Consider the following 26,051-nt stretch of genomic DNA (forward strand, 5'->3'; position numbering starts at 1 on the left):
ACAGCGCTGTGCGATTATTCAGTCAGTTAAGTTGGTATTTTTTGCGGGAGTGGCGACGCTATCTGGGCGCGGTCATCCTGCTGATTGTTATTGCTGTTCTGCAGTTGCTGCCGCCGCATGTAGTGGGGATCATTGTTGACGGCGTGACAGGCGACACCATGAGTACCGGTCGCATCATGATGTGGATTGGGGTCATGCTGGCAACGGCGGTCGTGGTCTATCTGCTGCGCTATGTCTGGCGCGTGCTGCTGTTTGGCGCCTCCTACCAGCTGGCGGTCGAGCTGCGTGAAGATTTTTATCGTCAGCTGAGTCGTCAGCAACCGGCATTTTATCTGCGCCATCGCACGGGTGACCTGATTGCGCGCGCCACTAACGACGTGGATCGGGTGGTGTTTGCTGCCGGGGAAGGGGTGCTGACGCTGGTGGACTCGCTGGTTATGGGCTGTGGCGTGCTGCTGGTGATGAGCACCCAGATCAGCTGGCAGCTGACGCTGCTCTCGCTGGTGCCGATGCCGGTGATGGCGATCGTCATCCATCGTTACGGTAATCAACTGCACGATCGCTTTAAGCTGGCTCAGGCAGCCTTTTCCAGCCTTAACGACCAGACGCAGGAGAGCCTGACCAGCATCCGCATGATCAAAGCCTTTGGGCTTGAGCAGCATCAGTCACAGCAGTTTTCCGCTATCGCCCGCGATACCGGTGAGAAAAACCTGCGGGTGGCGCGGGTTGATGCCCGTTTCGATCCCACTATCTATATCGCCATCGGCTTTTCAAACCTGCTGGCGATTGGCGGCGGCAGCTGGCTGGTGTGGCATGATCAGATGACGCTGGGTCAGCTCACCAGCTTCGTGATGTATCTCGGCCTGATGATCTGGCCCATGCTGGCGCTGGCCTGGATGTTTAATATTGTCGAACGCGGCAGCGCCGCGTGGAGCCGCATCGGCGCGCTGCTGGCGGAAGCACCGGCGGTGGAAGATGGTGACAAAACGCTGCCGCCTGACCCCGGAACGCTTCAGGTGGCGATTCGAGCCTTTCACTATCCGGCCAGCACGGCGCCGGTGTTAAGCGATGTCTGCTTTCAGCTGAAACCCGGTGAGATGCTGGGACTGTGCGGCCCGACCGGCAGCGGCAAAAGCACCCTGCTCAGCCTGATTCAGCGCCACTTTGACATTCAGCAGGGGGATATCCGCTACCACCAGATCCCGCTGCCGCAGCTGCGGCTCGACAGCTGGCGCAGCCGTCTGGCGGTGGTCAGCCAGACGCCGTTCCTCTTCTCTGACAGCGTGGCCAGTAACATTGCGCTGGGGAAACCGGGCGCGTCCCGGCAGGAGATCGAACAGGCCGCCAGGCTCGCCTGCGTGCATGACGATATCCTGCGTCTGCCACAGGGTTATGAAACGGAAGTCGGGGAGCGGGGTGTGATGCTCTCCGGGGGACAGAAGCAGCGCCTTTCCATTGCCCGGGCACTGCTGCTGAATGCCGAAATCCTGATTCTGGATGACGCGCTTTCTGCGGTGGATGGCCGTACCGAACATGAAATTCTGCATAACCTGCGCATCTGGGGAGAGGGACGCACGCTGATTATCAGCGCGCACCGCTTATCGGCGCTGACGGAAGCCAGTGAAATTCTGGTGATGCAGCAGGGCAGCGTCGCCCAGCGCGGTGACCACGATACGCTGAGCGGAACGCCCGGCTGGTATCGGGATATGTTCCGTTATCAGCAGCTGGAAGCCGCACTGGATGATGATGAAAATGAGAAAGGAGTGCCGCATGGCTAAGTCTGCCCGCTTGTGGCCTACCCTGAAGCGCCTGCTGAGCTACGGTAAGCCCTGGCGTAAATCCCTGTCGCTGGCCGTCGGCCTGCTCTGGATCGCGGCCGCTGCTGAAGTGACCGGACCGGTGCTGGTCAGCTACTTTATCGACAATCTGGTGGCGAAACATCAGATGCCCTGGGGGCTGGTTGCCGGCCTGCTGGTCAGTTTCATTCTGCTTCAGCTACTGGCCGCCGCGCTCCACTACTGGCAGGCGCTGTTATTCAACCGGGCGGCGATCGGCGTGGTGCAGCGGTTACGCAGCGATGTGATGAATGCCGCGCTCTGTCAGCCGCTGAGCGCCTTCGATACCCAGCCGGTCGGTCAGATTATTTCACGCGTGACCAACGACACCGAAGTCATCCGCGATCTCTACGTCACGGTGGTCTCAACCGTGCTGCGCAGTGCCGCGCTGGTTGGGGCCATGATGGTGGCGATGTTCAGCCTTGACTGGCGCATGGCGCTGGTGGCGATGATGATCTTCCCGCTGGTGCTGATGGTGATGGTGATCTATCAGCGCTTCAGTACACCAATTGCCCGCCGGGTTCGCGGTTATCTGGCCGACATCAACAACGGCTTTAACGAAGTGATCAGCGGCATGAGCGTGATCCAGCAGTTTCGTCAGCAGGCCCGCTTCGGCGAGCGGATGGGCGAGGCCAGTCGCTCTCACTACCTGGCGCGGATGGAAACGCTGCGTCTCGACGGCTTTCTGCTGCGCCCGTTGCTGAGCCTCTTTTCCGCGATGGTGCTGTGCGGGCTGCTGGTTCTGTTCAGCTTCTCCGTGCCCGGCGTTTTTGAAGTCGGTGTGCTTTATGCCTTCATCACCTATCTGGGACGCCTGAATGAGCCGCTGATTGAGCTCACCACACAGCAGTCGATGTTGCAGCAGGCGGTGGTCTCCGGTGAGCGCATCTTCGAACTCATGGATGCCGCGCAGCAGCAGTATGGCGAAAGTCAGCAGCCGCTGGCTTCCGGCCGCATTTCGCTGAACAATCTGAGTTTCGCCTACCGTGAAAACCGCGATGTGCTCAGTGACATCAATCTTGAGGTGGCGCCGCGCGAATTTGTGGCGCTGGTCGGACATACCGGCAGCGGCAAAAGCACGCTGGCAAACCTGCTAATGGGCTACTACCCGGTGACACGCGGTGAGATCCGCATTGATGACCGGCCGATTGGGGATCAGAGCCATAGCGTGCTGCGACACGGGATCGCCATGGTGCAGCAGGACCCGGTGGTGCTGGCGGATACGCTGCTGGCCAATGTCCGGCTGGGCCGTGATATCAGCGAAGAGGCGGTCTGGACGGTGCTGGAACAGGTCCGGCTGGCGCCCCTGGCACAGGCTCTGCCGGAGGGGATTCACACCCGGCTGGGTGAGCAGGGGAATAACCTGTCTGTCGGGCAGAAGCAGCTGCTGGCGCTGGCGCGGGTGCTGGTCGATCTGCCGCAGATACTGATTCTGGATGAAGCCACGGCTAATATTGACTCTGGCACGGAACAGGCGATTCAGCAGACGCTGGCCAGACTGCGTCAGCACAGCACGCTGGTGGTAATTGCTCACCGTCTCTCCACCATTATCGACGCCGACAAAATCCTGGTCCTCCATCGCGGCCGGGTGGTCGAGCAGGGCACGCACCAGCAACTGCTGGCGATGCAGGGCCGCTACTGGCAGATGTATCAGCTTCAGCAGGCCGGGGATGATCTCGCGTCGGGCGTGCCTGCCACCGCGGAAGCCTGACCTGCACCTTTTTTGCGCAGCTTTATCGGACTAATCTGTATAAATGCACTCCTTTGACGCCTGAAGCACCAAAGGAGTGCATCCCGATGCGCTGACCGGCTTTCTCCTTTTCCCCCTTTTCAGAGCCACTGCAGAGCCTCACCTTGCTCCATCCCGCCTGACCCACTGATTATCACCGCTTTTACTAACTGGCACAGCCTTTGCTTATCTCCCTGTGTGTCCGTAAACGTTACCTATTTACTCGCTGGAGGGGATCCAATGAAGCTGGTTACCGTCGTAATTAAGCCATTCAAGCTGGAGGATGTGCGTGAAGCTTTGTCCTCTATCGGCATTCAGGGACTGACCGTCTCCGAAGTGAAAGGGTTTGGCCGCCAGAAGGGGCACGCCGAGCTCTATCGGGGCGCAGAGTACAGCGTGAACTTCCTGCCGAAAGTCAAAATTGATATCGCTATTGCCGACGATCAGCTGGACGAAGTTGTGGATGTCATCAGTAAAGCGGCTTACACCGGAAAAATTGGCGACGGTAAAATTTTCGTGGCTGAACTGCAGCGCGTCATTCGTATTCGTACCGGCGAGACCGACGAAGCCGCTCTGTAATTACGACTCAGTATTGTGATGGGATGGAATAAAAATGAATAAAGTTCTGACTAAGCTGGGCCTGACCAGCCTGGCACTGTTACCATCGCTCGCGATGGCTGCGCCTGCCGTTGCGGACAAGGCTGACAACGCATTTATGATGATTTGCACCGCGCTGGTGCTGTTTATGTCAATTCCAGGGATTGCGCTGTTTTACGGCGGTCTGATTCGCGGTAAGAACGTGCTGTCGATGCTGACGCAGGTGGCCGTCACTTTCTCGCTGGTGTGCGTCCTGTGGATGGTCTACGGCTATTCACTGGCGTTCAGCGAAGGTAACGCCTTCTTTGGCGGATTTGGCTGGGCCATGCTGAAGAATATCCAGCTGACCGCGGTAATGGGCAGCTTCTATCAGTATATCCACGTTGCATTCCAGGCCTCATTTGCCTGCATCACCGTGGGCCTGATTGTGGGTGCCATTGCAGAGCGTATCCGTTTCTCAGCCGTATTGATCTTCGTCGGTGTCTGGCTGACGCTGGCTTATCTGCCTATCGCGCATATGGTATGGGCAGGGGGTTTTCTGGCGCAGGATGGCGCGCTGGATTTCGCCGGCGGTACCGTCGTGCATATCAACGCCGCGGTAGCGGGTCTGGTGGGCGCGTATCTGGTTGGCAAACGTGCCGGCTTTGGTAAAGAAGCTTTCAAACCTCATAATCTGCCGATGGTCTTCACCGGCACCGCGATCCTCTATGTAGGCTGGTTCGGCTTCAACGCCGGTTCTGCCTCAGCAGCAAACGAAATTGCCGCGCTGGCGTTCCTGAACACCGTTGTGGCAACGGCGGGTGCCGTACTCTCATGGACCTTTGGCGAATGGGCGGTGCGCGGTAAGCCTTCTCTGCTGGGCGCCTGTTCAGGCTTTATCGCCGGACTGGTCGCGATTACCCCAGCCTGTGGTTATGTTGGCGTCGGCGGTGCACTGATTATCGGTCTGGTTGGCGGACTGGCGGGTCTGTGGGGTGTGACCTCTCTGAAGAAATGGCTGCGTGTGGACGACCCCTGTGATGTGTTCGGCGTGCACGGCGTCTGCGGCATTGTTGGCTGTATCCTGACCGGCGTGTTTGCCTCCTCTTCACTGGGCGGCGTCGGATATGCGCAGGGTGTGACCATGGGCCATCAGGTCTGGGTTCAGCTCTTCAGCGTCGGCGTCACAATCGTCTGGTCTGGCGTGGTGGCCTTCATCGGCTTCAAACTGGCCGATCTGATTGTCGGTCTGCGCGTACCGGAAGAGCACGAACGCGAAGGTCTGGATGTTAACAGCCACGGCGAGAACGCTTACAACCAGTAATGCGTGAGAGTATAAACAGTGAAAAAGGGGCGAGCTATCGCCCCTTTTTTTATTCGCTTCGCTGGCGCATCACCCCTTCCTGCACCGTAGAGGCGACCAGCACCCCCTGCTGATTGTAGAACTCACCCCGTACGAACCCCCTGGCACCTGACGCTGAAGTACTTACCACGCTGTAGAGCAGCCACTCGCTGAAGTCGAACGGACGATGGAACCACATCGAGTGATCGATCGTGGCAACCTGCATGTCCGCCTCTAAAAAGCCTTTGCCGTGTGGCTGCAGCGCAACCGGCAGGAAATTGAGATCCGACGCATAGCCGAGCAGATACTGATGGATGCGCAGATCGTCAGGCAGCGGACCGTTGGCCCGGATCCAGACCTGGCGCTCAGGCTTGTCCACATGCCCGCGCAGCGGATTGTGAATCTGCACCGGGCGGATCTCCAGCGGACGTTCCGCGATAAATATCTCCCGCAGTTTTTCCGGCAGCATGTGCGCCATCTTCTGCGCCATCGCCTGTTCCGTGACCAGATTTTCCGGTCCTGCCACCTGTGGCATCGTATTCTGATGCTCAAAGCCACTTTCCGGTGACTGGAATGAGGCGGTCATATAAAAAATGGGCTGACCATTCTGAATGGCACTGACCCGGCGGGCGCTGAAACTTTTGCCGTCACGCAGGGTTTCGACGTCATAAATAATCGCTTTCTGGCTGTCGCCGGGCCGCAGAAAGTAGCTGTGAAAGGAGTGAATCGTCCGATCGGTCGCGACGGTTTGCTTTGCGGCATAGAGCGCCTGACCCACCACCTGACCGCCAAACACCTGGCGCAGGCCAAGATCTTCACTCTGGCCGCGATATAAACCTTCTTCCAGTTTTTCCAGATTTAATAAATTCAGCAGATTTTGCAGTGCCTGACTCATGGCGCGTTCCTCAATATAGTGACCTGCTCAGTGTGAAAGATCGGACCAGTTGACGTCAATCAGACTTTCCGCTTTGCCTGTGCCAGGCAAAATTTCATTTTTGTGCCAACATTAAGGACATACGGCGAGTGAAACGCTGTAAGCAGGATTCGCTGCCGACAATCATTTTGATCAAATGGAGACGACATCAATGAAACTGTGGCATGTGTTCAGTGGGGTAGTTATGGCGGTTGCTGTTGCGGGCTGTGCCGACAAGAGTAAACCTGTGCCAACACCAACGTTGGGTTCTGCGGTAGCCGGACAGACGGCGGCGATTGCGCAGCCTAACGTCAGCGGTTCAGTCTTTATTCGCCAGCGCATCGCGCTGCCGCCGGATGCGGTATTAACCGTGACGCTGTCAGATGCGTCTGTTGCCGACGCCCCGTCAAAAGTGCTGTCACAACGCGTGGTGCGGACGGAAGGCAAACAGGCGCCGTTCCAGTTTGTGCTGCCGTTTAACCCGGCTGACATCCAGCCAAATGCACGCATTCTGTTAAGCGCCGCCATCGCGATCGACGGCAAGCTGGCCTTTGTCACTGACAGCGTAAAACCGGTCATCAATCAGGGCGGCACCAAAGCTGAACTGCTGCTGGTACCGGTGCCTTCAATGGCGATGCCAACCCAGCCAGGCGCAGCGACCACCGTGCCTTCGACATCACCGACTCAGGTCACGCCTTCTGCGGCGGTGCCTGCACCCACCCGTCTGTAATGTACAAACGGGGCGGCAGAGCCGCCCCGTTTTTCAGCCATCGAATCGCCAGCGATACGTTTCAAGATTCAGCTCACCGGCATCACTCACCACAATCCCTTCTGCTTCCAGTGCATCCCGCTGTCGTATCAGCTGGTCGCCCTGAAGCGAAATCATGCCGTGACGATTGACGACACGATGCCAGGGGAGGGTGGTTCCCTCGGGTAACCGGCTCAGCACACCGCCGACCTGACGTGCCGCACGCGGCGAACCGGCCAGTCGTGCCACATCGCCATAGGTCGTGACGCACCCGGATGGAATCGCGGCAACAATTTGCCAGATGCGTTGCTGGAAAGTGTCAGGCTGATTCATGTGCTTATTTCGTCAGGAAAAAGAGAGTTAACTTTATCATGCAGAGGCGATGGTGAAAGCATCAACGCGGCGGTTGTTCAAGAAAACAACGGTTGTCCCGACGACGCTTGCAATTGCCAGCCCCTTCCCAGATAATGCCCCCGCTCTCGTAAAGAGGGCTTGTCAATGGGGGCCCTGTTGGTTCTCCCGCAATGCTAGCTTGTGAACTCGGTCAGATCCGGAAGGAAGCAGCCGTAGCAGGTGATGCGTGTGCCGGGATGTAGCTGGCAGGGCCCCCACCACTTTCCCCCCCCTGAACTTCTTCCCCAGTGTGACAGACAGGCAAAACCCGCCTGGGCCGATCCTTTGCCGGCAGGCAGGAATATCCGGTACTTAATGTGGGGACAATGCCGTCAGATGCAGGTGAGCAGATTAGCGGACAAACTTCCAGACCGAACCCGGTACTTTATCGTAGAGCTTATTCATCGTCAGCTCGGCCAGACGATGGTCAGCTGCCGAATAGAATACCGCTAATTCATCTTCCGGTAATTCATACTTATTCTTTTCGATCACCCGCTCCAGGGTATCCAGAGAGCGACAGCGACGCAGTCGCATCAAATAATCAGTTTTTGTCAGTGTTTTGTTCATAAATAAAGCGTTCTCACGTCTGTACTATAATGAATGGCTCGGTTGCTGGAGAAAAGCGCACTCTTCAGTGAACAGATTAAATAAGCGTTTTGCTGAACGTTGCCACCGCTGAAGATCAGGATTATTGATACCGTAGTTACTGAATAACATAAAAGTATCATCAAGATATTCATCGATTTGCGAAATCAGCGCTTCATCTTCAACGTGTTTAATTTTGTAATTCATGGTGAACGAAGCGATATGTTCAATCAGATCGTTCAGGTGCAGATTGCTTTCAGAAGTGGGATCATTTACCCAGCCATGATGGCTGTCAGTCAATGTTGCCATGCTGTCGTCAAACAGGCTCTCACACAGGTATTTCAGCTGGGCAATATCATGCCGTTTTGGTGAGTATTCGTCCATCTTTTTCCCCTCCATAGCTTGCACAGTTGCCGCAGGGCGGCGAGTTCGGATAAAGCGGCCAGGAAGCGATCTTTCAGGTGGTTATTAAACGGGATACGTTAAAGATAGTGTAAAACCATTAGTTCTGCTCATCTCAATTACTAAATATTACAATTCATCACCCGGAGAGGGTTGCTGGTTGTCTATCACATCAAACTCAAGCGCACCGGGCTTAATGTAAAAATTTACCCGCTCCGTTTGGGTCACCGTTTCATTCAGATCCTGACAGGGACTAAATAAATTCCACTGAAAATCGTAAAGTAATTTAAAACTATTCAGATCCAGGTATTCAACGGAAACTATTTTTAAACTGTCTGGTACTAACTGCGCATTCTGAGCGTACCAGCGTAAATCCCCTGTCAGCAAATCTGATATTTTGAGAATATTCCGCTGAACAACTTCAGCTATTTTTGCGCAGTCTGTTTCACCCATCGCAATATCACATTCAATCCGTGACAGCATATCTTGTCTACTCCTAACCGTTAATAAACCTATCATTGGTTTTACGCAACAGGTTTGCAAGCCAGTAAAGCACAAAACTGTCATTTTCTGAGTTTTGCCAGCAAAGCGGTGCGGCGGGTGTGGCTTAAACGCCCCCGGGGCCGCCGGACTCCCGATACCTTTTGAAACACATTCCGCTCTTGAACCGCAGGCTGCATCCGGTATCCTTATTGTTATGTTATAACATATTGGTGAACTGATGCGTCAGAGTGGATTACTTATGTCGCTGGGCGGACGGCTGAGCGTCGCCCTGCTGATCATCGCGCTACTGGCTGTCGCGATATATTGGGGGATCAGCGCATGATCCGATTTAACGCACTGCGTGCAGGCTACCAGGGAGAGGGGGTCACCCCGGCGATCACGGGTCAGCTCGCAGCAGGCTCCATGACTGCGCTGGTCGGTGCAAACGGCAGCGGGAAATCGACCCTGCTGAAAACCATTGCGGGCTTACTGCCGCCGGTAAGCGGAGGCTGCGAACTGCAGGTGGCGCGCCGGGATATCGGCTGGCTGCCACAGCGCACCGAACTTGAGACCCGCTTTCCGCTGACGGTCTTCGAACTGGTTTCCATGGGTTGCTGGCCACGCTGCGGCTGGTTTGGCGGCATTAACCGGTCACTGCGGCGGGAAATCGGGCAGGCGCTGGAGGCAGTTCAGATGAGCGATTATGCGGATGCGCAACCGGCCACCCTCTCGGGCGGGCAGCTTCAGCGCGTCCTGTTTGCCCGGCTGATGCTACAGCGCAGCGCGCTCTGGCTGCTGGATGAACCCTTTAACGGCATAGACAGCCAGACGGTTACCCTGCTGATGTCGATTCTGGAGCAGCAGCAGCAGGCAGGCACCACTCTGCTGGTAGTGCTGCATGACCGCCCGCTGGTGGCGCGTTACTTCAGTAACGTCCTGTCGATGGATGAACATCATCTCAGCGATACCTTCCGGTCCGATGTCCTGGCACGGAGTCGAGCCTCGTGACCCTGATTCAGCCTTTTATCGAATTTGGCTTTATGCGGCGAGCGCTGGTGGCCTGCCTGGCGCTCGCCGTCAGTGCCACGCCACTCGGTGTGTTCCTCTCGCTGCGTCGTATGAGCCTGATTGGTGACGCCTTATCCCATGCGGTGCTGCCGGGTGCGGCCATTGGCTATCTGATCTCCGGCCTCTCCCTGGTGGCCATGGGTATCGGCGGCCTGATTGCCGGGCTGGCGGTCGCGCTGCTCTCTGGCGCAGTCAGTCGCTACACGCCATTGAAAGAGGATGCCAGCTTTGCCGGATTCTATCTTGGATCACTGGCGCTGGGCGTCACGCTGGTTTCACTGCGCGGCTCAAGCGTGGATCTGCTGCACGTTCTGTTTGGCTCGCTGCTGGCGGTCGATAACGCGGCGCTGTTGCTGGTCGGTGGCATCGCGGCCTTTACGCTGATCATGCTGGCGGTGATCTATCGCCCGCTGGTCATCGATGCCTTTGACGGTGACTTTCTGCGGGCGCAGGGGAAATGGAGCGCGCCGCTGGTGCATGGCCTGTTTTTAATGCTGGTGGTGCTGAACCTGGTCGCGGGCTTTCAGGTGCTGGGCACGCTGATGTCGGTGGGTTTAATGATGTTACCCGCTGCCAGCGCCCGTTTCTGGAGCCGTCATCTTGCGGCGATGCTGGCCATCGCCATCTTCATGGCAACCCTCTCTGCGCTGGCGGGCCTGATGCTCTCCTGGCACTTCTCGCTGCCGGCCGGCCCCGCCGTGGTGCTGAGCGCCGCCATGCTCTTCTTTCTCTCGATTCTGACAGGACCGTGCGGCGGAATTTTACGCCGCCATTAATCTTAAGGGGTATCTATGAAAAAATTACCGGTTAGTCTGGCGCTCGCTGCGCTGTTCGCCACGCCGCTGGCGATGGCAAAAACCGTAGACGTTGTCGCCAGCTTTACCGTGCTGGCAGACATCGTCAGCCAGGTGGGAGGCGATCATGTGAAGGTGAAAAGTCTGGTAGGGCCGGATGGCGATCCCCATACGTTTGAACCGACGCCGCAGGACAGCCAGGCGCTGGCAAAAGCGGATCTGGTCTTTGTCAGCGGGCTGGGACTGGAAGGGTGGATGGACCGCCTGGTCAGCGCTTCCGGTTATCACGGTCAGCCGGTGGTCGCCTCTGCGGGTGTCACCACGCGCAGCATGGAAGAGGAGGGCAAAACCATCACCGATCCGCACGCCTGGAACAGCATGCAGAACGGCGTGATCTATGCGACCAACGTGATGAATGCGCTGGTCAAAGCCGACCCCGAGGATGCTGCGGCGATCCGTCAGCGCGGACAGAATTACATTCAGCAGTTACAGGCGCTGGATAGCTGGGCAAAGACGGCGTTTGATAAAATTCCTGTGGAGAAGCGGAAGGTGCTGACCAGCCATGATGCCTTTGGCTACTTTGGCCAGCGCTATGGCGTGACGTTCCTGGCGCCCGTCGGGTTCTCTACCGAAGCGGAAGCGAGTGCCAGTAACGTCGGTGATCTGATCACTCAGCTGAAACAGCAGCACATCACCCGCTATTTCATTGAGAACCAGACCGATCCGCGTCTGGTTAAACAGATCGCCAGCGCTACGGGAGCGGAGCCGGGCGGTGAGCTCTATCCGGAAGCGTTGTCCCCGGCTTCTGGTCCGGCACCGACCTATCAGGCTGCCTTTAAGCACAACGTGAACGCCATGCTGAAGAGCATGCAGTAAGCATAAAAAAGGCCGGGCAAGCCCGGCCAGTCATCACGACACACACTAGCGTTTCTTCTTTCTTCCCTGTACGGCTTTAAAGCGCGGATTCGTTTTGCAGATGACGTAAATACGCCCCTTGCGACGGACCACCCTGCAATCCCGATGGCGATTTTTTGCGGAACGCAGCGAGCTTAATACCTGCATGACCCTCTCCTCTATTTACGACCCAGGAAGCGTCCGAAGCGCTGGTTAAAGCGCGCGGTGCTGCCCTCTTTAGCGAAATCTTTCTGTTTACCGGTGTAGAAAACGTGTGAAGCCGACGACACATCCAGCGTGACGTAGGGCAGCGTTTCACCTTCAAACTCTACGGTGCGGTCGGTTTTAATGGTCGAGCCGATCTTGTAGTAAACGTCAGCTGAGGTGTCATGGAAGACCACCGGGCGATAGTGAGGATGGATATTTGCTTTCATAATGCACACCTATGTAATGTTATAATATAACAATATTATGCGCCGCCGCGGAACGGAATGCAACGTCTGCTGATGGCAGAAAGGCGAGGGGGAGAGGAGGGCGAAACTGAAGGGTAAAAAAAAGGCCGCTTGCGCGGCCTCAGAGGTGTTACTGCTTAGTGAGTCTGGTTGTGCTCAACCGGCTCAGCGCTGCGCGGTTCCTCTTTGTGCTTACTGAAGCGGCGGCGAACCACCACGAAGAACACCGGAACAAAGAAGATAGCCAGCGCGGTCGCGGTAACCATGCCGCCGATAACGCCGGTACCTACAGCGTTCTGCGAACCGGAACCGGCACCGGTACTGATCGCCAGCGGCAGTACCCCGAGAATAAACGCCAGTGACGTCATCAGGATCGGACGCAGACGCATACGACAGGCTTCCAGCGACGATTCCACCAGGCCTTTGCCCTCTTTATCCATCAAATCTTTAGCAAATTCGACGATAAGGATGGCGTTCTTCGCCGAGAGGCCAATGGTTGTCAGTAACCCCACCACAAAGTAGACGTCGTTACTCAGGCCACGCAGGGTGGTGAAGATCAGCGCACCGATAACCCCCAGCGGAACCACCAGCATAACCGCGAACGGAATCGACCAGCTCTCATACAGGGCGGCGAGACACAGGAAGACCACAATCAGCGAGATGGCATAGAGCGCAGGCGCCTGGTTACCCGACAGACGTTCCTGATAAGACATGCCCGTCCAGTCATAGCCGATACCCGCAGGCAGTTTCTCCGCCAGCTGCTCCATCAGATCCATGGCGGCACCGGAGCTCTTACCTGGCGCAGCCTGACCCAGGATTTCCATCGCAGGCAGACCGTTGTAACGCTCAAGACGCGGTGAACCATACTGCCACTTCGCCGTCGAGAAGGCGGAGAAAGGCACCATCGTTCCGTTGCTGTTGCGCACGTACCATTTGCCGATATCATCCGGCAGCATACGGGAGTCCGCTTTACCCATGACGTAAACTTTCTTCACGCGACCACGGTCGATGAAGTCATTGACGTAGGAGCCACCCCAGGAGGCCGCCAGCGTGGTGTTGATATCGCTTAACGATACGCCCAGCGCCTGTGCTTTCTCCTGATCGATAATCAGCTTGTACTGCGGCGTATCTTCCAGACCGTTAGGACGCACACCCACCAGAGTGTCAGGATGCTGGGCAATCATGCCGAACAGCTGATTACGCGCTTCGGTCAGTTTCTCGTGGCCCAGGTTGGCCTGGTCAATCAGCTCAAAGTCGAAGCCGGTGGCGTTACCCAGTTCGATAATGGCTGGCAGGTTGAAGGGGATGACCATCGCATCTTTGATGGCACCCAGTGCCTTCATCGCACGCCCGGCAATCGCCGGTACCTTCATGTCGCTGCCGGTTCGCTCATCCCACGGCTTGAGGCTGACGAAAGCAATACCGGTGTTCTGTCCGCGACCGGCAAAGCCGAAGCCGTTAACGGTAAACACCGATTTAACCGTGTCTTTCTCCTGCGTCAGGAAGTAGTCGGTGACCTGATCCAGCACTTTCTGGGTGCGTTCCTGCGTAGCGCCCGCAGGCAGCTGCGCCTGAGCCAGCAGTAACCCCTGGTCCTCTTCCGGCAGGAATGAAGAGGGCAGACGCATGAACAGATACGCCATGCCGACCACGATGACCAGGTAGATCACCATGTAACGGCCGGTGCTGCGAATGATGTGGCCAACGCTGTCGACGTAGTGATTGGTACTTTTGTCGAACATCCGGTTAAACCAGCCGAAAAAGCCGGTCGTTTTACCGTGACCGTCTTTTTTCACCGGCTTCAGTATGGTGGCGCAGAGTGCCGGGGTCAGAATCAGGGCAACCAGCACCGACAGTGCCATGGCTGACACAATGGTGATCGAGAACTGACGGTAAATCACACCGGTCGAACCACCAAAGAACGCCATCGGGATAAATACCGCGGCCAGCACCAGCGCGATACCGACCAGCGCACCCTGAATCTGCTCCATAGAACGCCTGGTCGCCTCTTTTGGCGGCAAGCCCTCTTCCTGCATCACGCGCTCAACGTTCTCTACCACCACGATGGCGTCATCTACCAGCAGGCCGATAGCCAGCACCATCCCGAACAGCGTCAGGGTGTTTATCGAGTAGCCAAAAATGCTGATGATGGCGAAGGTGCCGAGCAACACCACCGGCACGGCGATAGTCGGAATCAGCGTCGCGCGGAAGTTCTGCAGGAACAGGTACATGACCAGGAACACCAGCACGATGGCTTCAGCCAGCGTTTTCACCACTTCGAAAATCGAGATCTTAACGAATGGCGTGGTGTCGTAAGGGTAAACCACTTTCATTCCGGCCGGGAAGGTGGACTGCATCTTCGCCAGTTCCGCTTTCACCGCATTCGCGGTATCCAGGGCGTTGGCGCCGGTTGCCAGCTTGATACCGATACCGGACGCGGGCCGGCCGTTATAACGGGCAATGATCTCGTAGTTTTCTGCACCGAGCTCGATTTTTGCTACGTCACGCAGGCGAACCTGTGAACCATCCTCATTCACTTTCAGCAGGATTTTGCCGAACTCCTCGGTCGAGGTCAGGCGGGTCTGCGCAATGATAGAGGCGTTAAGCTGCTGTCCCGGCACCGGCGGTGTCCCGCCTAACTGACCGGCGGCAACCTGGGCGTTCTGCGTGTTCAGCGCGCTGATCACGTCAACCGGCGTCAGGTTGTAGTTATTGAGCTTGTGCGGGTCCATCCAGATACGCATCGCATACTGCGCACCAAACACCTGGGTATCACCGACACCTTTGGTACGGCTCAGCGGATCTTTAATGGTCGAGGAAATATAATCAGAAATATCATTCTGAGTCATATTGTCATCGTCGCTGATGAAGCCGGCGACCATCAGGAAGCTGCTGGAGGATTTTTTAACCTGAATCCCCTGTTGCTGAACTTCCTGCGGCAGCAGTGGCATCGCCAGCTGCAGTTTGTTCTGCACCTGAACCTGCGCGATGTCTGCATCCGTGCCTGACTCAAAGGAGATGGTCAGGGTCAGGGTACCGGATGAGTCACTGCTCGAGGACATATACATCAGTCCATCGATACCGTTCATATTCTGCTCAATGACCTGGGTCACCGTGTCCTGCAGCGTTTTCGCATCCGCACCAGGGTAAGAGGCCTGAATCTCAATCGCCGGCGGCGCAACATTGGGATATTGCTCAATCGGGAGTTTGAGAATCGACAGCGCACCGGCCAGCATGATGATGATGGCGAGCACCCACGCAAAGATGGGGCGATCGATAAAGAACTTAGCCATGAATCAACGGCTCCTGTTATGACGATGACTTGTCAGACTGCGGCTTAGAATCGGGTGCCGCTTTCGCATCGTCTGAGACTTCTTGTGGGGTAACCTGTGCGCCCGGCTTGGCTCGCTGCAGACCTGTGCTGATCACACGTTCACCCGCTTTAACGCCGTCGGTGACTAACCATTTGTCGCCAATCGCCTGTGAGGTTGTGACCTGACGCGATTCAACTTTGTTGTCTGCGCCGACCACCATGACCGTCGCCTGGCCTGTTGGCGTGCGGGTGACCGCCTGCTGTGGAACCAGCAACGCATTCGGATTGGTCCCTTCCTCCAGACGCGCGCGCACAAACATGCCCGGTAACAGGGTATGGTCCGGGTTCGGGACAATGGCACGCAGGGTGATGGAGCCGGTGGTCTCATCGACGGTGACGTCAGAGAACTCCAGTGTTCCCTTCTGCGCAAAAGTGTTGCCGTTCTGCATCAGCAGGGTCACGCTGGCTTTGCCATCGGTCTGCTTCAGCTGACCTGATTCCAGCTCTGAACGTAAGCGCATGAAATCTTCGCTCGACTGGGTCACATCGACATACATCGGGTCAAGCTGTTGCACGGTCGCCAGCGCGGTGGTCTGGGCGCTTTGAACCAGCGCACCCTCGGTGACTGACGATTTGCCGATGCGGCCACTGATAGGGGAGGTGACTTTGGTGTAGGCCAGATTAATGCGGGCCGTTTCCACGTTGGCTTTTGCCACCTGGACCGCTGCGTCATTCTGCGCAGCCGTGGCAACCGCCGTGTCGTAATCCTGCTGACTGATATATTTCGTGCCGAGCAGCGGTTTGTAACGCTTAACGGTCAGCTGAGCGATGCGGGCATTGGCCTGCGCCTGGGTTAAATCGCCTTTCGCGCTGTCATAAGCAGCCTGATAGGTGGCCGGGTCGATCTGATAGAGAGACTGACCGGCTTTGATATCACTGCCTTCAATAAAGTTACGCTTGAGAATGATACCGGAAACCTGCGGACGTACTTCAGCCACGCGATAGGCTGAGGTACGGCCTGGAAGTTCAGTCGAAATTTTCAGGGGTTCAGTTTTCAGGGTCACGACACCCACTTCTGGCGGTTGCTGGGCGGCTTGTTCGGATTTATTGTTGTCACATCCTGTTAACAAAAAGCTGCCTGATAGCATCAGGACGGCCGCCAGAGGCGATAATCCTCTGATTTTATTCATAAATAAACCTCTAGTGTCCGATATCAATTGGTCAATGGATCACAAACTGAAAAACCCATTGCTGTGTCAAGTCGCAGGTCGTGCTATGGTACATACATTCACAAATGTATGTAAACTTACCCGTTTGTAAAAAAAGCCCCCTATGGCACGAAAAACCAAAGCGCAAGCACTTGAAACGCGGCATCAAATTCTTGATGCCGCCCTTGTTCTGTTTTCGCAGCAGGGCGTCTCAGCCACGTCTCTGGCCGATATTGCAACCGCTGCCAGTGTGACGCGCGGGGCAATCTACTGGCACTTCAAAAATAAAGCCGATCTCTTACATGAAATATGGCTTCGTTGTGATGCCGGTCTGGATGATGTGGAACTTGAGTATCAGACAAAATACCCTGGTGATCCACTCTCTGTGTTGCGTGCAATGCTGGTCTATATCTTTGAAGCGACAGCAAAGGATCCTCAGCGCCGCGCCTTGATGGAGATCATTTTCCACAAATGCGAATTTGTTGGCGAAATGTCGGCGATGAAGAGTATGCAGCAGAGCCTGTTGCTGGAGTGCTACGACAAAATCGAAGATGTCCTGCGTCAGTGTATTGAAGCGGAACAGCTTCCGGGCACGCTCAGCACGCGGCAGGCCGCCATTATTCTGCGTGGGTATGTCAACGGCATGATGGAAAGCTGGCTGTTCGCGCCAGAGAGCTTTGATTTAGCCGCCGACGCGCCGACGCTGGTAAATGCCTTCATTGATATGCTGTGCCTCAGCCCGACGCTGACCGCCCGCCATTAATCGGGCTGACGGTCGCGTTTGTTCTCGAAGTCGCGCTGCACCATGGCCAGCGCTGAGAGCACCGTCTCCACCGGCAGTTGATGCTCTTCCAGCAGCTGAATCAGATCGACGGCCAGTTTGACGTCGTCAGGAGCATTTTCCAGTGACATCGCTTCTCCTATATACGTAATCGGGCCACGACCAGCAACATCAGCAGCGCACCTGCAATGGCCATCCCCAGCGCGCCGATGTGCACCGTGGCCAGTGAACCCAGTTCAAAGTACGTCGCAATATAGCCGCCAATCAGGGCGCCGATCATCGACAGTGTCAGGGTGGCCACCAGCCCGCCAGGGCGTCCCGGCAGCAGCAGACGTTTCAGCAACCCCAGCAGCAGCCCACATAACAGCCAGGTGAATAAGCCCATTGTTCTTCTCCGCGCAGAATCACACCCAGTATAGAAGCGCTTTTGTCGCGCCGCGCTTTAATCGCTGCCGCGCAGTGAGGCCGCCCACTCCACCGAGCGAATCGCCTGACGGCAGCGAGCCAGCCGACCCTCTAACGTTTCCAGCTCCTGCTTCAGCTGCTGCTGAATCATCAGGGTTTCCGCCAGGGCCAGACGCTGCTCACGCTGATCGATCATCGCCAGCAGACGCCGCTCAAATTCACGGTACTCCTGATATTTTGTCGGGGCGGGTCCCTTCACCGGCTGTTCACGTCGCAGACGCAACTGCTGGGTACCCACCTCACGTTGCAGAGCCGCAATCTGATCGACCAGGCGTTCCGCCAGCCAGCGGCTGCGAGACAGATCCTGGCTGCTGTCGCACAGACGGGCGAAATTCAGCTCCACTTCCTGCAGATAATCCGCCAGCCGGGTGCCTTTGGTGTGGAACAGCTGGTTGTCAAAACGTGGCAGGCGGCAGACGCCGTCCGGGTGACGTGCCAGGGTCTCACGCAGGGTGAGAATAAGCTGCTGCAATCGCTGCTGAATAGCGATCGCCCTCATCGCGGCACGCTCAACTGTGCTAACGTAAGCAGATGAAGAAAGAGCTGGGCGGCATTTATGCAACGCATTCTGTTATTAACCCTCGGCTGGCTGGCCATTGTGCTGGGAACGCTGGGCATTGTATTACCTTTATTACCTACCACGCCATTCATGCTGCTGGCAGCCTGGTGTTTCGCCCGCTCATCGCCGCGCTTTCATCACTGGCTGCTGTGGAAATCGCCTTTTGGCCGCTATCTGCGCCACTGGCAGCAGCATCGCGCCATGCCGCCGGGTGCCAAAGTGCGCGCCATCTGTCTGATCGTGGCGACCTTTAGCCTCTCCCTGTTTCTGGTTCACCAGGTCTGGGTTCGCATCATGCTGCTGATCATGCTGGCCGCACTGCTGCTGTTTATGTGGCGGATTCCGGTGGTGGCAGAAACAGCGGACGCACCGCCGCCACCCGGATAAAGTTGCAATTAGCCGGTCATTTGCTTAGATTTGGGCGTCTTCGTGCGTGGCTTCCCTTTGTGAATTAACTTCCGCTGAGCCTTTTACCAGGTATTAGCGCTTTTGAAGCTGCGCGAAACAGAATTTTTTACCAGGCGTATCATCATGACCGACACTGCGCAGCAGCTTGAATTCATTAAAAACAGCATCAAAAGCATCCCCGATTATCCTAAGCCAGGCATCCTGTTCCGCGATGTCACCAGCCTGCTGGAAGATCCCAAAGCCTATGCCGCGTCGATTGCGCTGCTGGTTGAGCGTTACCGTAATAAAGGCATCACCAAAGTGGTCGGCACGGAAGCGCGCGGTTTCCTGTTTGGCGCACCGGTGGCGCTGGGCCTCGGCGTCGGTTTTGTGCCGGTGCGCAAGCCGGGCAAACTGCCTCGTGAAACCTACAGCGAAGCCTATGAGCTGGAGTACGGCACCGATCAGCTGGAACTGCACAAAGATGCGATTCAGCCTGGCGATGTGGTGCTGGTGGTCGATGACCTGCTGGCGACCGGCGGCACGATCGAAGCGACAGTGAAACTGATTCGTCGTGCAGGCGGTGAAGTGAAAGACGCGGCGTTCATCATTAATCTGTTCGACCTGACCGGTGAATCGCGTCTGACTGCCCTGGGCGTTGAGAGCTACAGCCTGGTTAAATTCCCCGGCCACTAAGCCACTCTTCCGGCCTTGCTCCCGCGCGAGGCCGTCACGCCCCTGGCGTCAAGATAACGAGTGCCAGGCAAAAGCGTAGCTGATAGACTACTGCAATCTTATACAGGGGTTGCAGAGCGTCTGCGCTCATCTTTCCATCCAACTTCGTCGAATCCACATGAGCTATCAGGTACTTGCGCGAAAATGGCGTCCCCAGGCTTTTGCTGATGTTGTCGGTCAGGAACATGTTCTGACCGCGCTGGCGAATGGATTGTCTCTGGGACGCATCCATCATGCTTATCTCTTCTCCGGCACCCGCGGCGTCGGGAAAACCACCATTGCGCGTCTGCTGGCCAAAGGCCTTAACTGCGAAACCGGTATCACCGCGACACCCTGTGGTCAGTGTGACAACTGCCGGGAAATCGAGCAGGGCCGCTTTGTCGATCTGATCGAGATTGACGCCGCATCACGCACCAAAGTTGAAGACACCCGCGATCTGCTCGACAACGTGCAGTACGCCCCGGCGCGTGGCCGCTTCAAAGTCTATCTGATCGATGAAGTGCACATGCTGTCACGTCACAGCTTCAATGCGCTGTTAAAGACGCTGGAAGAGCCGCCTTCACACGTTAAGTTTTTACTGGCCACGACCGATCCGCAGAAACTGCCGGTGACCATCCTTTCGCGCTGTCTGCAGTTTCACCTCAAGGCGCTGGATGTCGATCAAATCCGTCAGCAGCTTGAGCATGTCCTGAAGCAGGAACAGATTGAGAGTGAAACCCGTGCGCTGCAACTCCTGGCACGGGCTGCCGATGGCAGTATGCGCGATGCGCTGAGCCTCACTGACCAGGCCATTGCCATGGGGCAGGGGGCGGTGACCAGCAGCACGGTCAGCGTCATGCTTGGCACGCTGGATGATGAGCAGCCGCTGGGGCTGCTGGAGGCGCTGGTCGAGGGTGACGGTCAGCAGGTGATGAACCTGCTGAGTCAGGCGGCGTCTCGCGGCGTCGAGTGGGAGGCGCTGCTGGTAGAAATGCTGCGCCTGCTGCATCAGATTGCGATGGTGCAACTGCTGCCCGCCTCACTCAACGATGATGACGAGAGCAGCGCGCTTCGTTTGCGGGAACTGGCCCGGGTGGTGCCGCCCGCCGATCTGCAGCTCTACTATCAGACCCTGCTGATGGGGCGCAAGGATCTGCCGATTGCGCCCGACCGCCGCATGGGGGTGGAGATGACGCTGCTGCGTGCACTGGCGTTTCATCCGAAAGCCGCCGTGGCGGAACCCATTGCGCGTCCCGCATTAACCGAGCAGATGTCACCAGTAGCCCCGGCACAGCGATCGGCTGCGGGATCGACATCAGCGGCACCAGCCGCCCGACAACCAGCCACGCCGTCACCGGCCGCTGCGACACCGCCGCAGACGGCACAGCCACAGCCGCAGCCAGCCGTAACCCCGCAGCCGGTTGCCGCGCAGCCACAGATGGCGGCACCCGACGCGGAGCCACCGCGTTCGCCGCCGCCCGATGCCGCACCGGACAGCGCGCTGTCGAGTTCCACCAGCCAGCTCCTGCAGGCGCGCACTCAGTTGCTGCGTCAGGGAGCGAACAAACCAAAAAAGAATGAGCCGGCGGCGCCAGGTGCGCGGCCGGCCAACTCCGCGCTGGAGCGGCTGGCTTCCGTTACCGAGCGCAGTCAGCAGCGGATCCGCGATCGCGAGCCTGCCACGCCGGTAAAAGAGGAAGCGTACCGCTGGAAGGCGGTGAATCAGACGGAGGAAGTGGCGGAGCCGGTGGCGACGCCAAAGGCCTTGCGTTCTGCGCTGGAGCATGAGAAAACCCCTGAGCTTGCGGCGCGTCTGGCGGAAGAGGCGCAGCAGCGCGATCCCTGGGCCGCAGAAATCGCTCTCCTGCCGCTGCCGAAGCTGGTTCAGCAGCTGGCCTTAAACGCGTGGAAAGAGGTGACCGAAAGCGGCGTCTGCCTGCATCTGCGCAGCAGCCAGCGGCATCTTAATTCAGCGTCGGCGCAGCAGGTGTTAAGCGAGGCGCTGAGTCAGCACGCCGGGCAGAGAGTTGAACTCTCGGTAGTTGAAGACGATAATTCATCGGTGTTGACGCCACTGGAGTGGCGTCAGGCCATTTACGAAGAGAAACTGGCGCAGGCGCGTCAGTCGATCACCTGTGATACCCACATCCAGACGCTACAGCGATTTTTCGATGCCGATCTGGATGAGGAGAGTATCCGACCTGTTTGAACACGCTGCTGCTATCGTCACGATAGCGTTGTAGCCTTAGCTGAGAGAGAAAACTATGTTTGGTGGTAAAGGCGGATTGGGCAACCTGATGAAACAGGCCCAGCAGATGCAGGACAAAATGGCCAAAGTTCAGGAAGAGATCGCCGCGCTTGAAGTGACCGGTGAGTCCGGTGCTGGCCTGGTAAAAGTCACCATTAACGGCGCGCATAACTGCCGTCGCGTGGAAATCGATCCCAGCCTGCTGGAAGATGATAAAGACATGCTGGAAGATCTGGTTGCCGCAGCGTTCAACGATGCCGCACGTCGCATTGACGAAACCCAGAAAGAGAAGATGGCTTCTGTCTCTTCAGGCATGCAGCTGCCGCCAGGCTTTAAGATGCCATTCTGATGCAAACCAGCCCACTGCTTGAATCATTGATGGAGTCGCTGCGCTGTCTGCCCGGCGTGGGGCCGAAGTCGGCTCAGCGCATGGCGTTTCAGCTGCTGCAGCGCGATCGCAGCGGGGGCATGCGGCTGGCACAGGCGCTGACCCGGGCGATGTCGGAAATTGGTCACTGTGCCGATTGCCGCACCTTCACCGAGCAGGAAATCTGCACGATCTGCGCCAACCCACGGCGTCAGCAGAACGGTCAGATTTGCGTGGTGGAAAGCCCGGCGGATATCCACGCCATTGAGCAGACCGGCCAGTTTGGCGGTCGCTACTTTGTCCTGATGGGCCATCTCTCGCCGCTCGACGGGATCGGTCCGGCCGACATCGGTCTGGATCGTCTGGAGCAGCGTCTGGAGAGCGAAACTCTGCAGGAAGTGATCCTCGCCACCAACCCGACGGTGGAAGGTGAGGCGACTGCGAACTATATCGCGGAGCTCTGTGGCCAGTATGGCGTCAGCGCCAGCCGAATCGCGCACGGCGTGCCGGTGGGCGGTGAGCTGGAGATGGTTGATGGCACCACGCTCTCCCATTCACTGGCGGGTCGCCAGAAGTTTAAATTTTAATCACTTGCCGGTGTTGTGACAGACACCGGCTTGAAAATCCCCCCGTCATCCCCACATCAACCTCAACGTTTGTTCAACCTGTTTTGTTGAGGTAGCAATGACCATGAAAGGACAAGAGACCCGTGGCTTTCAGTCGGAAGTAAAACAACTTCTGCACCTGATGATCCATTCTCTCTATTCAAACAAAGAGATTTTCCTGCGTGAGCTGATCTCCAACGCCTCGGATGCGGCAGACAAACTGCGCTTCCGCGCCCTGTCAGATTCCAGCCTGTATGAAGGTGATGGCGAGCTGCACGTTCGTCTCTCTGTTGATAAGGACAACCGTACCCTGACGCTGAGCGACAACGGTATCGGTATGCGTCGTGATGAGGTGATTGAGAACCTCGGGACTATCGCCAAATCAGGCACCAAATCTTTCCTCGAATCCCTGGGTTCTGACCAGGCGAAAGACAGCCAGCTGATCGGTCAGTTTGGCGTGGGCTTCTACTCCGCCTTTATCGTGGCGGATAAAGTGACCGTGCGCACCCGTGCCGCGGGCGCCTCAGCCGATGAAGGGGTTTTCTGGGAGTCAGCAGGCGAGGGTGAATATACCCTGGCGGAGATTGAGAAAGCCGACCGCGGGACCGAGATCACCCTGCATCTGCGCGAAGGCGAAGATGAGTTCCTGGATGTCTGGCGCGTTCGCAACATCATCAGCAAGTACTCCGATCACATCGCGCTGCCGGTTGAGATCGAAAGCAAAGATGAAGAGAGCGACACGACGCACTGGGAGAAGATCAACAAAGCCCAGGCGCTGTGGACCCGCAACAAATCTGATATCAGCGATGAAGAGTACAACGAGTTCTACAAGCACATCGCTCACGACTTCAGCGATCCGGTCGCGTGGAGCCACAACCGGGTGGAAGGTAAGCAGGAATATACCAGCCTGCTCTACATTCCGGCGCGTGCGCCGTTCGATATGTGGAACCGCGATCAGAAGCATGGCCTGAAACTCTATGTGCAGCGCGTCTTTATCATGGATGACGCTGAGCAGTTTATGCCGAACTACCTGCGCTTTGTACGTGGCCTGATTGACTCCAGCGATCTGCCGCTGAACGTTTCCCGTGAGATCCTGCAGGACAGCCGCGTCACGCAGAGCCTGCGCGGTGCGCTGACCAAACGTACCCTGCAGATGCTGGAAAAACTGGCGAAAGATGACAGTGAGAAGTATCAGACCTTCTGGAAAGAGTTCGGTCTGGTGCTGAAAGAGGGCCCGGCAGAAGATCACGCGAATCAGGAAGCGATCGCGAAGCTGCTGCGTTTCGCGACCACCCAGAGCGACGGCGCGGCACAGACCGTTTCGCTGGAAGATTACGTCAGCCGCATGGTGGAAGGTCAGGAGAAGATTTACTACATCACTGCTGACAGCTATGCCGCTGCCAAGAGCAGCCCGCATCTGGAGCTGTTCCGCAAAAAAGGCATCGAGGTGCTGCTGCTCTCCGATCGCATAGACGAATGGATGATGAGCTACCTCACCGAGTTTGACGGGAAAACCTTCCAGTCAGTGAGCAAAGCGGACGAGTCGCTGAGCAAGCTGGCCGATGAAGAGACCGAAGAGCAGAAAGAGGCGGAAAAAGCGCTGGAGCCGTTTGTTGAGCGGGTGAAAAATCTGCTGGGTGAGCGCGTGAAAGAAGTACGTCTGACTCACCGTCTGACCGACACACCCGCCATTGTCACGACCGACGCCAACGAGATGACCACGCAGATGGCGAAGCTGTTTGCCGCGGCCGGACAAGAGGTGCCGGAAGTGAAGTACCTGTTCGAAATCAACCCGGATCACCCGCTGGTGAAACGTGTCGCTGATACCCAGGATGAAGCACGCTTCGGTGAGTGGGTTGAGCTGCTGCTGGATCAGGCACTGCTGGCAGAGCGCGGCACGCTGGACGATCCAAACCAGTTTATCCGTCGCATGAATCAACTGCTGACGGCTTAAACGTTAACGGGGCGGCGATTTTAATGGCCTGATGCGGATTGTGCAGCGCTGGCTCAGGGAGCATACGCCCTACGCAAAGACGCAAACGCCGCCATCCCTGGCGGGCTCAGCGCGGGCCATCCATGGCCCGCTATGCTTTGCTCCTGGCGTACGCTCCCATCGCTTTAGCTTTGGTGTCGTCTGCCTGACCGTGTTCCCTGTGCGGGCTCGATCTGACAGCAGTTCAGAGCAGAGTCAACAACATCAAGCCGGTGATCATCACCGGCTTTTTTTATGGCTGTGCGGCATCCCGCAGCCAGTCCCGAAACAGGGTGATCTCGCTGTCGTCACGGCGACTCTGCTTCGTCATCATCCATGTTGCCCGATCGGTCGGGACAAAGCCGAGTGGGGCGATCAGCGATCCCTCCTCCAGCTCCCGGCGAACCAGCAGACGCGGCGCCATCAGCACGCCCAGACCACTGCGTGCCGCCTGAATAGCCAGGGTCAGCGTCTCAAAGTGCTTACCGCTGCTGAAACGGCCGCTGACCCCTGCCTTTGAGGCCCACTCTGACCAGGCGTGGAGACGGGTATCCGCATGCAGCAACGGCATTGCCGATAAATCTTCGCCCACCCGCAGCTGTGAAGCGAAATGCGGGGCGCAGAGCGGTCCGATCTCATCCTCGCTCACCAGCATCGCGTCAATATCGGGTTCAGGTGACTCGCTATGGCTGAGGATCAGCACATCCACATGCTCGCTGCGCAGTTGAGGAACCTGAGCCAGCGGCTGAAAGTGAACCTCAATCTCCGGATAGCGCTGATAGAAGCTGGAGATGCGGGGGATCAGCCATTGCGATAAAAAACTGGGGGCACAGGAGATGCGAATCTGCTGAAGCAGACCGGTGCGGATATTTTCACAGCTGCTGCGTAATTCACTGAATGCCTGCTGACAGCTCAGCAGCAGCCGGTCGCCATGTGCCGTCAGCTTTACGCGGCCATTGGTGCGGACAAACAGCGGTTTGCCCATCCAGCTCTCCAGCTGGCGAATCTGATGGCTGATAGCACTGTGCGTGACGTGCAGATGTTCAGCCGCCACGCTGAAGCTGCTGTGCAAGGCTGCCTGGTGGAAATAGTGCAGCGCTCTCAGTGGCGGCAGTCCGTTCATCCTTATCCCCTGTGCAAAAATCTAACAGGGATTGTCAATTTATATCATTTTAAAGTCCAGCCGCATTGGCCTACTCTACAGGACAAATTCTGGCG

28 protein-coding genes, 1 other RNA gene and 1 other annotated feature are annotated in these 26,051 nt (G+C 57.1%); of the genes, 16 read left to right on the top strand and 13 right to left on the bottom strand.

The genetic code is table 11. From position 1 onward, the window contains the following. Positions 1 to 8 precede the first annotated feature (8 nt). From AC6I7A_RS04495 to amtB, 4 genes are all read left to right on the top strand, one after another. Positions 9 to 1,778 carry a SmdA family multidrug ABC transporter permease/ATP-binding protein gene (locus tag AC6I7A_RS04495; protein ID WP_009091683.1) on the top strand — a complete coding sequence of 590 codons (1,770 nt, stop codon included), beginning with the start codon at positions 9 to 11 and terminating at the stop codon, positions 1,776 to 1,778. Further along, a complete protein-coding gene (locus AC6I7A_RS04500) occupies positions 1,771 to 3,546 on the top strand; it encodes a SmdB family multidrug efflux ABC transporter permease/ATP-binding protein (RefSeq protein WP_058956363.1) in 1,776 nt (591 codons plus the stop codon). Before AC6I7A_RS04495 ends, AC6I7A_RS04500 begins: the two co-directional genes overlap by 8 nt. A gap of 258 nt (positions 3,547 to 3,804) precedes the next feature. After that, positions 3,805 to 4,143 (top strand): P-II family nitrogen regulator, encoded by a 339-nt coding sequence (gene glnK, locus AC6I7A_RS04505; protein ID WP_003850469.1) that lies wholly within the window; start codon positions 3,805 to 3,807, stop codon positions 4,141 to 4,143. Positions 4,144 to 4,177: 34 nt separating this feature from the next. Next, positions 4,178 to 5,464: an ammonium transporter AmtB gene (gene amtB / locus AC6I7A_RS04510; RefSeq protein WP_009091680.1), complete on the top strand. Its 1,287-nt coding sequence runs from the start codon at positions 4,178 to 4,180 to the stop codon at positions 5,462 to 5,464. A gap of 49 nt (positions 5,465 to 5,513) precedes the next feature. Here amtB and tesB read toward each other — a convergent pair whose 3' ends face one another. Beyond that, on the bottom strand, positions 5,514 to 6,377 hold the full coding sequence (tesB, locus tag AC6I7A_RS04515) for an acyl-CoA thioesterase II (RefSeq protein WP_058956362.1): 864 nt from the start codon (positions 6,375 to 6,377) through the stop codon (positions 5,514 to 5,516). Positions 6,378 to 6,567: 190 nt separating this feature from the next. Here tesB and AC6I7A_RS04520 point away from each other — a divergent pair, with 190 nt between their 5' ends. Further along, positions 6,568 to 7,125: a YbaY family lipoprotein gene (locus tag AC6I7A_RS04520; RefSeq protein WP_058956361.1), complete on the top strand. Its 558-nt coding sequence runs from the start codon at positions 6,568 to 6,570 to the stop codon at positions 7,123 to 7,125. 33 nt (positions 7,126 to 7,158) lie between these two features. Here AC6I7A_RS04520 and AC6I7A_RS04525 read toward each other — a convergent pair whose 3' ends face one another. After that, positions 7,159 to 7,476, bottom strand: coding sequence for an MGMT family protein (locus AC6I7A_RS04525; protein ID WP_058956360.1), 318 nt, complete (start codon positions 7,474 to 7,476; stop codon positions 7,159 to 7,161). 175 nt (positions 7,477 to 7,651) lie between these two features. Between AC6I7A_RS04525 and ffs the strand changes: the two genes are divergently transcribed. Then, an RNA gene (gene ffs / locus AC6I7A_RS04530) (signal recognition particle sRNA small type) lies at positions 7,652 to 7,748 on the top strand. A gap of 139 nt (positions 7,749 to 7,887) precedes the next feature. Here the strand turns inward: ffs and hha are convergent. The 3 genes from hha to AC6I7A_RS04545 form a co-directional block, all read right to left on the bottom strand. Continuing rightward, positions 7,888 to 8,103: a hemolysin expression-modulating protein Hha gene (hha, locus tag AC6I7A_RS04535; RefSeq protein WP_003850458.1), complete on the bottom strand. Its 216-nt coding sequence runs from the start codon at positions 8,101 to 8,103 to the stop codon at positions 7,888 to 7,890. Between the two features lie 24 nt (positions 8,104 to 8,127). After that, on the bottom strand, positions 8,128 to 8,505 hold the full coding sequence (gene tomB, locus AC6I7A_RS04540) for an Hha toxicity modulator TomB (protein WP_046101364.1): 378 nt from the start codon (positions 8,503 to 8,505) through the stop codon (positions 8,128 to 8,130). Positions 8,506 to 8,652: 147 nt separating this feature from the next. Further along, positions 8,653 to 9,006: a hypothetical protein gene (locus AC6I7A_RS04545; RefSeq protein ID WP_009091670.1), complete on the bottom strand. Its 354-nt coding sequence runs from the start codon at positions 9,004 to 9,006 to the stop codon at positions 8,653 to 8,655. A gap of 339 nt (positions 9,007 to 9,345) precedes the next feature. On the opposite strand from AC6I7A_RS04545, the gene AC6I7A_RS04550 reads away from it, so the two are divergent. The 3 genes from AC6I7A_RS04550 to AC6I7A_RS04560 are packed head-to-tail and all read left to right on the top strand — an operon-like array spanning position 9,346 to position 11,744. After that, entirely contained in the window at positions 9,346 to 10,014 is a 669-nt protein-coding gene (locus AC6I7A_RS04550) for a metal ABC transporter ATP-binding protein (protein WP_046101365.1), read from the top strand. After that, on the top strand, positions 10,011 to 10,850 hold the full coding sequence (locus AC6I7A_RS04555) for a metal ABC transporter permease (RefSeq protein ID WP_009091667.1): 840 nt from the start codon (positions 10,011 to 10,013) through the stop codon (positions 10,848 to 10,850). The genes AC6I7A_RS04550 and AC6I7A_RS04555 overlap by 4 nt, the downstream gene beginning before the upstream one ends. Before the next feature lie 15 nt (positions 10,851 to 10,865). Beyond that, positions 10,866 to 11,744 carry a metal ABC transporter substrate-binding protein gene (locus tag AC6I7A_RS04560; RefSeq protein ID WP_009091665.1) on the top strand — a complete coding sequence of 293 codons (879 nt, stop codon included), beginning with the start codon at positions 10,866 to 10,868 and terminating at the stop codon, positions 11,742 to 11,744. Between the two features lie 45 nt (positions 11,745 to 11,789). On the opposite strand, the gene ykgO is transcribed toward AC6I7A_RS04560, so the two are convergent. The 4 genes from ykgO to AC6I7A_RS04580 all read right to left on the bottom strand — a co-directional run bounded on the left by ykgO (position 11,790) and on the right by AC6I7A_RS04580 (position 16,717). Then, on the bottom strand, positions 11,790 to 11,930 hold the full coding sequence (gene ykgO, locus AC6I7A_RS04565; RefSeq protein WP_009091664.1) for a type B 50S ribosomal protein L36: 141 nt from the start codon (positions 11,928 to 11,930) through the stop codon (positions 11,790 to 11,792). Positions 11,931 to 11,941: 11 nt separating this feature from the next. After that, the gene (locus AC6I7A_RS04570; protein WP_009091662.1) at positions 11,942 to 12,196 is read right to left on the bottom strand and encodes a type B 50S ribosomal protein L31; all 255 of its coding nucleotides are present in this window, start codon (positions 12,194 to 12,196) and stop codon (positions 11,942 to 11,944) included. Positions 12,197 to 12,351: 155 nt separating this feature from the next. After that, positions 12,352 to 15,507, bottom strand: coding sequence for a multidrug efflux RND transporter permease subunit AcrB (locus tag AC6I7A_RS04575; RefSeq protein ID WP_058956359.1), 3,156 nt, complete (start codon positions 15,505 to 15,507; stop codon positions 12,352 to 12,354). A gap of 16 nt (positions 15,508 to 15,523) precedes the next feature. Then, positions 15,524 to 16,717: an efflux RND transporter periplasmic adaptor subunit gene (locus AC6I7A_RS04580; RefSeq protein ID WP_009091659.1), complete on the bottom strand. Its 1,194-nt coding sequence runs from the start codon at positions 16,715 to 16,717 to the stop codon at positions 15,524 to 15,526. Positions 16,718 to 16,859: 142 nt separating this feature from the next. Between AC6I7A_RS04580 and acrR the strand changes: the two genes are divergently transcribed. After that, positions 16,860 to 17,498 carry a multidrug efflux transporter transcriptional repressor AcrR gene (gene acrR, locus AC6I7A_RS04585; protein WP_009091658.1) on the top strand — a complete coding sequence of 213 codons (639 nt, stop codon included), beginning with the start codon at positions 16,860 to 16,862 and terminating at the stop codon, positions 17,496 to 17,498. On the opposite strand, the gene rsmS is transcribed toward acrR, so the two are convergent. The 3 genes from rsmS to priC are packed head-to-tail and all read right to left on the bottom strand — an operon-like array spanning position 17,495 to position 18,480. Continuing rightward, positions 17,495 to 17,647 (bottom strand): pleiotropic regulatory protein RsmS, encoded by a 153-nt coding sequence (gene rsmS, locus AC6I7A_RS04590; protein ID WP_009091656.1) that lies wholly within the window; start codon positions 17,645 to 17,647, stop codon positions 17,495 to 17,497. The two genes, acrR and rsmS, sit on opposite strands and share 4 nt — an antisense overlap. Before the next feature lie 8 nt (positions 17,648 to 17,655). Continuing rightward, positions 17,656 to 17,901, bottom strand: a complete 246-nt coding sequence (locus AC6I7A_RS04595) for a GlsB/YeaQ/YmgE family stress response membrane protein (RefSeq protein ID WP_046101367.1) — start codon at positions 17,899 to 17,901, stop codon at positions 17,656 to 17,658. Positions 17,902 to 17,958: 57 nt separating this feature from the next. Continuing rightward, positions 17,959 to 18,480 carry a primosomal replication protein PriC gene (gene priC, locus AC6I7A_RS04600; RefSeq protein ID WP_058956358.1) on the bottom strand — a complete coding sequence of 174 codons (522 nt, stop codon included), beginning with the start codon at positions 18,478 to 18,480 and terminating at the stop codon, positions 17,959 to 17,961. A 57-nt stretch (positions 18,481 to 18,537) separates the two neighbouring features. Between priC and AC6I7A_RS04605 the strand changes: the two genes are divergently transcribed. From AC6I7A_RS04605 to htpG, 6 genes are all read left to right on the top strand, one after another. Then, entirely contained in the window at positions 18,538 to 18,927 is a 390-nt protein-coding gene (locus AC6I7A_RS04605) for a DUF454 family protein (protein ID WP_058956357.1), read from the top strand. Positions 18,928 to 19,071: 144 nt separating this feature from the next. Next, positions 19,072 to 19,623: an adenine phosphoribosyltransferase gene (gene apt / locus AC6I7A_RS04610; RefSeq protein WP_009091646.1), complete on the top strand. Its 552-nt coding sequence runs from the start codon at positions 19,072 to 19,074 to the stop codon at positions 19,621 to 19,623. A gap of 157 nt (positions 19,624 to 19,780) precedes the next feature. Further along, complete coding sequence (gene dnaX, locus AC6I7A_RS04615) at positions 19,781 to 21,850, top strand: DNA polymerase III subunit gamma/tau (RefSeq protein ID WP_058956356.1); 2,070 nt, start codon at positions 19,781 to 19,783, stop codon at positions 21,848 to 21,850. Then, positions 21,192 to 21,253, top strand: a sequence feature (DnaX frameshifting element). Its footprint overlaps the gene before it by 62 nt. Positions 21,851 to 21,905: 55 nt before the next feature. Next, on the top strand, positions 21,906 to 22,238 hold the full coding sequence (locus AC6I7A_RS04620; protein WP_009091641.1) for a YbaB/EbfC family nucleoid-associated protein: 333 nt from the start codon (positions 21,906 to 21,908) through the stop codon (positions 22,236 to 22,238). Beyond that, the gene (recR, locus tag AC6I7A_RS04625) at positions 22,238 to 22,843 is read left to right on the top strand and encodes a recombination mediator RecR (protein WP_046101370.1); all 606 of its coding nucleotides are present in this window, start codon (positions 22,238 to 22,240) and stop codon (positions 22,841 to 22,843) included. The genes AC6I7A_RS04620 and recR overlap by 1 nt, the downstream gene beginning before the upstream one ends. 97 nt (positions 22,844 to 22,940) lie before the next feature. After that, positions 22,941 to 24,815, top strand: a complete 1,875-nt coding sequence (gene htpG / locus AC6I7A_RS04630) for a molecular chaperone HtpG (protein WP_033736390.1) — start codon at positions 22,941 to 22,943, stop codon at positions 24,813 to 24,815. A 271-nt stretch (positions 24,816 to 25,086) separates the two neighbouring features. On the opposite strand, the gene AC6I7A_RS04635 is transcribed toward htpG, so the two are convergent. Next, on the bottom strand, positions 25,087 to 25,956 hold the full coding sequence (locus AC6I7A_RS04635; RefSeq protein WP_009091634.1) for a LysR substrate-binding domain-containing protein: 870 nt from the start codon (positions 25,954 to 25,956) through the stop codon (positions 25,087 to 25,089). Positions 25,957 to 26,051: the final 95 nt, after the last annotated feature.

This window comes from Type-F symbiont of Plautia stali (assembly GCF_059731105.1).